This is a genomic window from Actinacidiphila sp. bgisy160, assembly GCF_057707815.1.
Genome location: NZ_JBYIQW010000108.1, coordinates 1 through 6,591 on the forward strand (window position 1 = coordinate 1; position 6,591 = coordinate 6,591).

7 protein-coding genes and 2 pseudogenes are annotated in these 6,591 nt (G+C 69.1%); 5 read left to right on the top strand and 4 right to left on the bottom strand.

Annotated features, from left to right (window positions below; translation table 11 throughout):
- Positions 1-40: 40 nt before the first annotated feature.
- Complete coding sequence (locus AC3EUJ_RS36740) at positions 41-1,000, bottom strand: NAD(P)-dependent oxidoreductase (RefSeq protein WP_431969279.1); 960 nt, start codon at positions 998-1,000, stop codon at positions 41-43.
- 466 nt (positions 1,001-1,466) lie between these two features.
- Complete coding sequence (locus tag AC3EUJ_RS36745; protein ID WP_431969281.1) at positions 1,467-1,928, bottom strand: ATP-binding protein; 462 nt, start codon at positions 1,926-1,928, stop codon at positions 1,467-1,469.
- Between the two features lie 172 nt (positions 1,929-2,100).
- Here AC3EUJ_RS36745 and AC3EUJ_RS36750 point away from each other — a divergent pair, with 172 nt between their 5' ends.
- Together AC3EUJ_RS36750 and AC3EUJ_RS36755 are read left to right on the top strand one after the other, a co-directional pair.
- Positions 2,101-2,337: a DUF397 domain-containing protein gene (locus AC3EUJ_RS36750; RefSeq protein ID WP_431969283.1), complete on the top strand. Its 237-nt coding sequence runs from the start codon at positions 2,101-2,103 to the stop codon at positions 2,335-2,337.
- An 89-nt stretch (positions 2,338-2,426) separates the two neighbouring features.
- Complete coding sequence (locus tag AC3EUJ_RS36755) at positions 2,427-3,335, top strand: helix-turn-helix domain-containing protein (RefSeq protein ID WP_431969285.1); 909 nt, start codon at positions 2,427-2,429, stop codon at positions 3,333-3,335.
- Positions 3,336-3,386: 51 nt separating this feature from the next.
- Here the strand turns inward: AC3EUJ_RS36755 and AC3EUJ_RS36760 are convergent, their stop codons facing one another.
- Entirely contained in the window at positions 3,387-4,202 is an 816-nt protein-coding gene (locus tag AC3EUJ_RS36760; protein WP_431969287.1) for an SAM-dependent methyltransferase, read from the bottom strand.
- 235 nt (positions 4,203-4,437) lie between these two features.
- On the opposite strand from AC3EUJ_RS36760, the gene AC3EUJ_RS36765 reads away from it, so the two are divergent.
- The 3 genes and pseudogenes from AC3EUJ_RS36765 to AC3EUJ_RS36775 all read left to right on the top strand — a co-directional run bounded on the left by AC3EUJ_RS36765 (position 4,438) and on the right by AC3EUJ_RS36775 (position 5,869).
- Positions 4,438-4,725, top strand: coding sequence for a DUF1905 domain-containing protein (locus AC3EUJ_RS36765; protein ID WP_431969288.1), 288 nt, complete (start codon positions 4,438-4,440; stop codon positions 4,723-4,725).
- A 147-nt stretch (positions 4,726-4,872) separates the two neighbouring features.
- Positions 4,873-5,088 (top strand): annotated as a pseudogene (locus AC3EUJ_RS36770) (transposase); the annotation flags it as partial.
- A gap of 151 nt (positions 5,089-5,239) precedes the next feature.
- Positions 5,240-5,869, top strand: a complete 630-nt coding sequence (locus AC3EUJ_RS36775) for an IS3 family transposase (RefSeq protein ID WP_431969290.1) — start codon at positions 5,240-5,242, stop codon at positions 5,867-5,869.
- A gap of 278 nt (positions 5,870-6,147) precedes the next feature.
- On the opposite strand, the pseudogene AC3EUJ_RS36780 reads toward AC3EUJ_RS36775, so the two are convergent.
- A pseudogene (locus AC3EUJ_RS36780) lies at positions 6,148-6,591 on the bottom strand (IS701 family transposase); the annotation flags it as partial.

The window sequence follows — 6,591 nt, forward strand, 5'->3', positions numbered from 1 at the left end:
CCCCCCCCCCCCTTTCCTCTCCCCCCTCCCCCGCCGCCGCTCAGTTCGCGGCGGCCATGACGGGCAGGACGTTCGCCAGGGACTCGTCGCGCGCGTAGCGGGTCAGCTGCTGCGCGATGAAGGCGAGCGAGGCGGGGGTGAACGCGTCGGTGAAGGCCCCGACGTGCGGGGTGATCAGGACGCCGGGCAGGTACCACAGCGGGTGTCCGCTGGGCAGCGGCTCGGGTGCGGTGACGTCCAGGGCGGCGCGCAGCCGCCCGAGCCCGGCCTCCCGCACCAGCGCCCGCGTGTCGACGAGTTCCCCCCTGGCCACGTTGACCAGGACGGCCCCGTCCTGCATCAGGGCCAGCCGTGAGGCGTCCATCAGGTCGCGGGTCTCGTCGGTGAGGGGCGCGCACAGCACGACGGCGTCGGCGGAGGGCAGCAGCCTGGGCAGGTCCGCGAACCCGTGCACATGCCCGTCCGCCGTGTCGCGCGCGGTGCGGGCGAGCCGGACCACCCGGCAGCCGAACGCGGCGAGCCTGACCGCGACGGCCTTTCCGACCGCGCCCTGACCGACGACCAGGACCTCCTTGCCGGACAGTGTGGGGAAGACGCGGGGCTGCCACTGCCCGAGGGCGTGCCGGCGGAAGAAGTCGTCGAGGCCGCGCTCCGCGGCCAGCAACAGCGTCACCGCCAGCTCGGCCGTGGCGTCGCCGTGCACGCCGTTGGCCGTGGCGACGCGGGTGCCGGAGGGAAGCAGCGCCATGAAGGGGGCGAGGTAGTCGTGGCCGGAGCTGAGGACCTGCAGGACCTCCAGCCGCTCGGTCCGGTGCAGCAGCCGGTCGAGGATCTCGTGCTGCTTGGCCGGTACGGGTGGGACGACGACGAATCGTACGTCCCGGGGGTCGGACGGGAAGGCCGAGAGACCGTCCCAGAAGTGGTACGACAGGCCGTCGGGCAGCGGGCCGGAGAATTCGCCGGACCGATAGGGCAGCCAGACCGCACGGCTTTCTTGCATGATTCGATGTGCTCTTCTGTGGAACCGGAGAACGGGCGTGCCACGCAGGCCGCTCCGGGAGCACCGCCCTTCAGAGCAGGGGCTTTTCCTTCGCGGACGGTCACGTCCGCGGGACCGGAGCATCTGACACCGTTGTCATCACGTGAACCTCCGAAACGCTAGCACATGCCCCGTCAGGGGGTATTGACGGAGGCCGACCGGAAATGGCGGTACGTCCACAAGAGCTGATTCCTTTCCCTGAAAAGGCAAAGGAGAAGTCATGGATCACCCATGAGAGGCGATCAACCACTGGGCACGGGCGGGCCACCAGCGAGCGAGGTGACGGAAGGGCGCAGTGGAACGACGCAGTGGAGCGGCGTGCCGTCCGGCCGCGGCGAGGCATCCCCCCGGCGCCCCGCCGCGGCGCGTCCGGCCCCCGCTCCCCCGTCCCGCGGCGTCCGGTCCGCGCGACACCGCGGGACGGAAGTCACATGGGCGCGGAGATCAGCGCCCAGACGGACTTGCCCGCCTCGTCCGGCGGTGTCCAGCCCCAGGACTCGCTGAGCGAGTCGATGATGTGCAGCCCTCGCCCGGTCTCGGCGAACCAGTCAGGTTCCTTGACCACCGGGATGCCCGTGCCGGGGTCGGCGACCGTACAGAGCACGGACTCGTCGCGGCGGAGCAGGCCCAGCCAGACCGGCCGGCTGGACAACGGTGCGTACGCCGGGTCGTCGAGGCCGTAGCGCACGGCGTTGGTCAGCATCTCCGATACCACGATCGAGGCGGTGTCGACGAGGGCGAGCATCCCCCAACTGCTCAGGGTGGCACGCGTGAACTGCCGTGCGGAACCTGCGGCGTGGAGGTCACCACTCAGGCCGCACGCGGCAAAGCGTGACCCTGAGTCCTCGGTCAGGCCGAAGTCGAGAGGGATCGCCGGATGCGTGGTCATCGGGAACTCCGCAGAGCTGTCGGGCGGGGGGGCGCGTTGCTGTCTGCGCCCACCACTATCCCCGTCGGATCCCTACCGGTGCAAGCACATCTGCAATTACAGTCGTAAGTGCAAGGGTAAGTACATCTGCACGTGCATCTGCATGTGCAGATGGCGTCAAGGAGGCGTAGCCATGCGGGAGTTCGACAACGGCGTGCCGGCCACCGACATCGAGGGCGCGGTCTGGAGGAAGAGCGGCCGGAGCAATCCCAGTGGCAACTGCGTCGAGCTGGCGGTGCTGCCCGGTGGGGGCTTCGCGATGCGCAACTCCCGCCACCCGGGCGGACCTGCGCTCATCTACACGCGCGCGGAGATCGAGGCCTTCCTCGGCGGTGTGAAGGACGGAGACTTCGATGACATGACGGGCTGACAAATCGTCGGCATGCCATAAGATGCGGCTGTATTCGGGCGCGACTCAGTGAGACACTGACTGTCCGCCCAGTCACCACGGGAGCCGGCATGACCGCGACGCGGCCGAGCAACGAACCGTCGATAAGGCAGTACCTGGAGCACCCGCGCGGTGGTCCGACGGTGCTGCGCATCGTGCTCGGCACCCAGCTGCGCAGGCTGAGGGAGTCCCGGGGCGTCACCCGCGAAGCGGCGGGCGACGCGATCCGCGGCTCCCACGCCAAGATCAGCCGTCTCGAACTGGGCCGCGTCGGTTACAAGGAGCGCGATGTCGCCGACCTGCTGACCCTCTACGGCGTGACCGACGAGAACGAGCGCGCGGACTTCCTCAAGCTCGCCCGGCAGGCCAACACGCCGGGCTGGTGGCACCGGTACGCCGACGTGCTGCCCGGCTGGTTCGAAACGCTCGTGGGCCTGGAGGAGGCCGCCTCCGTCATCCGTACGTACGAGGTGCAGTTCGTCCCCGGCCTGCTGCAGACCGAGGAGTACGCCCGCGCGGTGATCCGGCTGGGGCACCCCCGGGCGTCCGGGGTCGAGGTCGAGCGCCGGGTCGCGCTGCGCATGGAGCGCCAGCGTCTGCTGACCGGACCGGAGGCACCGCGGCTGTGGGCCGTCGTGGACGAGGCGGCGCTGCGCCGTCCGCTGGGCGGCGCCGAGGTGATGTCGCGCCAACTGGAGCGGCTGATCGAGGCGGCCGCGATGCCGAACGTGACGCTGCAGGTCGCACCGTTCAGCGTCGGCGGCCTCGCCACGGCGGGCGGACCGGTCACGATCCTGCGCTTCCTGGAGCCCGACCTGCCCGACATCGTCTACCTGGAGCAACTCACCAGCTCGCTGTACCTGGACAAGCAGGACGACGTCGACAACTACCTGGCCGTCATGGACCGCCTCAGCGCCGAGGCCGAGCCCCCGGTCCGGACCCCGGGCATCCTGCGCGACTTCCTCGAGCAGCTGTCGTGAGGTGATGCGGGCCCCGGGGCCGGTCCTGTCGGCCCGGGACCCCGAACACGCTCAGGCCTTGCGGCCGACTCCACCGAACTCGATCCATTCCAGTGTCGCCTGACGGGGCGCCAGGTCGGTGTCGGGGCGCCAGGTGGACACCTCGACCAGCCCCGGCTCCAGGATCTGCAGCCCGTCGAGGAAGTCGTGGACGTCGCTCTCCTGGCGGACCCGGCCCCAGTTGCCCTGGGTGCTGGCGTCCATGAACTCGGTGACGAAGTCGCGCACCGCCTTGTCCTCGCTGACCAGCTGGCACACCACAAGGAAGCTGCCCGGCGCCAGTCGCTCCGCGACCCGCCTGACCAGAGCCGCCGGGTCGTCCTCGTCGGGGATGCAGTGCATCACCGAGACGAACAGCGCGGCGACCGGCTGGCTGAAGTCGATCAGCCGCTCCACTTCGGGGTGGCCGAAGATGCCGTCGGTGTCACGGAAGTCGGCCTGGATGACGGCCGTGTTCTCGTTCTCCTCCAGCAGCGCCCGGCCGTGCGCCAGCACGATCGGGTCGTTGTCGACGTAGACGACGCGCGCGGCAGGGTCGACGCGCTGGGCGACCTGATGGACGTTGTCCTGCGTCGGCAGGCCTGAACCGTGGTCCAGGAACTGGCGTATCCCGTACTCGCGGGCGAGCACACCCACCACGCGCTGCAGGAACCTGCGGTTGTTGACGGCGAGTTCCTTGGTGCTGGGGACGACCTTGAGCAGCTCCTCGGAGGCCTCGCGGTCGACGGCGTAGTTGTCCTTGCCGCCGAGCAGGAAGTCGTACATCCGGGCGACACTGGGAATCCCGGTGTCGATCGCGGTCGGCAGCGGCTCTCGCTCCTGGCTCATCCGGCCCCTCACAGTCCTGCCCACGCCTGGACGCGGGGTGATCGCGGAAGTTCCATTCTAGGCTCAAGTCACCTTGTTGCCCTGCGGTTTCACCCAAGGGAAGGGAATTGATCGCCAATACGTTTGACTCCCGGAGCCCCATCAGCAACCGATTGACCGGACTTGTCCTCCGCACTTCCGTGCACCGCCTGTACGCTGAGGCGGTCCGGCCACCCTGAAGGAACGGGACTGACCCATGGAGCTCGTCTTCGCCGGCCGTGTGATCGAGTGGCGCGGGCCCTCGCCGTACTACTTCGCGACCGTGCCGGACGAGGAGTCCACCCACATCCGCGAAGTGGCCGCGATGGCCACGTACGGCTGGGGAGTCGTCCCCGTCGAGGCCCGCATCGGCGACACCAGCTTCACGACGTCGCTCTTCCCCAAGGACGGCGGTTACCTGTTGCCGCTGAAGGCCGCCGTACGCGGACCCCAGGGCATCACGGCCGGGGACGACGTGACCGTGGAGATGACGGTCCGCCTCTGACGGCGACGCGTCGCGCGGCACAACCGAGTTGCGCACGGGCGGAACGCCGGTGCGCCGCGAACATGGACAACGTCCCAGGTGAAGCTCCCCCTTGATCGTGGACACCTGGAGACTGGGATCTTGAGGTTCCAGAGGAAGTAGCACCAGGTGGGAAGCAAGTACACGAAGCGGTACACCGAGGAGTTCAAGCGGGACGCGATCGCGCTCGTCGATTCCTCGGGTAAGACGGTCACCGCCGTCGCCCGGGAACTCGGGATCAGCTCCGAGTCCCTGCGCGGCTGGTACCGCCGGGCGAAGGCGGACCGGGGCTCGGGCGAGTCCGGTGAGCTGACCAGCGCCGAGCGTGAGGAGCTCAAGCGGCTGCGCAAGGAGGTTCGTGAGCAGCAGCAGACGATCGAGATCCTGAAAAAAGCGACCCTCGCCACCCGGCAACACCTCCAGCAACCGTTCTACCTGGGATGTTGCACCGACCCCTTGATCCCACCACGGCCTTCTTCGCGAAGGAGAACGACCGGTGAGCGAGCTGTACCGGTTGATCCATGCGGAGAAGGCGAATTATCCGATCATTCTGCTGTGCCGGGTCCTGCGCGTGGCCCGTTCCTCCTACTACGCCTGGTGCGAGGGCGAGGCCGCCCGCTGTGCCAGACAGGCCGCCGACGACGCGCTCGCACACGAGATCACCGTGCTGCACATCGCTTCCCGGCACACCTACGGTGTCCCGCGTATCCACGCAGAACTGCGCCGCCTGGGCCGGCGGGTGAACCGCAAGCGCGTCGCCCGCGTGATGCGTGAGCGCGACATCCGCGGTGTCACCCGGCGCAGACGGCGTTCGCTGACCCGGCCGGACGCGAAGGCGAAGCCGGCCCCGGACCTGATCGGCCGCGACTTCCACGCCGAGCGCCCCGTGACCAAGCAGGTCGGCGACATCACCTGCCTGCCCACCGCCGAGGGCTGGCTCTACCTCGCCTGTTGGCTGGACCTGGCCACCCGCGAGGTCGTCGGCTACGCCATGGCCGACCACCACCGCGCCGAGCTCGTCGTCGACGCTCTCGACATGGCCCACGGCCGAGGCGGACTCGAGCCTGGCTGCGTCATCCACAGCGATAGTGAGTATGTGAAGTGCCGGATGTCCCGGGCCTCTTGACCCGCACAGCGATGGACGCGCCAGGATGACGGTGCCGGGATGCTCTCGCGGCCTCCTGACCCGCACTCCGATCGACGGCGCTGTCCTTCCTCGGACTTGTCGGTGGCCCGGGAACATCCCGGCGAGGCGCTCGCCTCGCCGACGGGAGTGACTGGCGGTGGCGCGGGTCTGGTGGACGGCTCGCCAATGGTGCTGTCGCAGGTGGTGTTCGGGTTGATGGTGGGGGACGAGGGCGGTCGCGGCAAGCACGGTGGCGAGGGCTGGGACGGTCAGGCGGATCAGCGGCAGAAGCTCCCTTCCTCCGGCTGCGTGGCTATTCCCACGTCGTCGGCCTGCTCGGCACTCTGGGGCGGCGGGGCGTCCGGTTCGGGGTCGGGATGGTGGGCGCGTCGGACGGTGAGAAAGGCCAGGGCGAGCATCGCGCAGGTGACGTGGCGGTGCCAGGAGTTCCAGCGGCGGACCTGGTACTGACCCAGCCCGGTGATCTGCTTGGCCGACTCGTTGTTCTCCTCGATCTTCCACCTCACGCCGGCCCGGCGTACGGCCTCGGGTAGCGCGGCTTCGCGCCGGTGGTGGACGAGGAAGTAGGCATACTCGAAGTCGATGACACCGCCCGCGAGTTGTTTCTTGTCGGTGGAGCGGCGGATCAGGAGATGGTGGGCGAATCCCTCAGCGGGCTCTTGGCTGGGCAGGGTCACCTCGAACCAGGTCCAGTCGTAGTA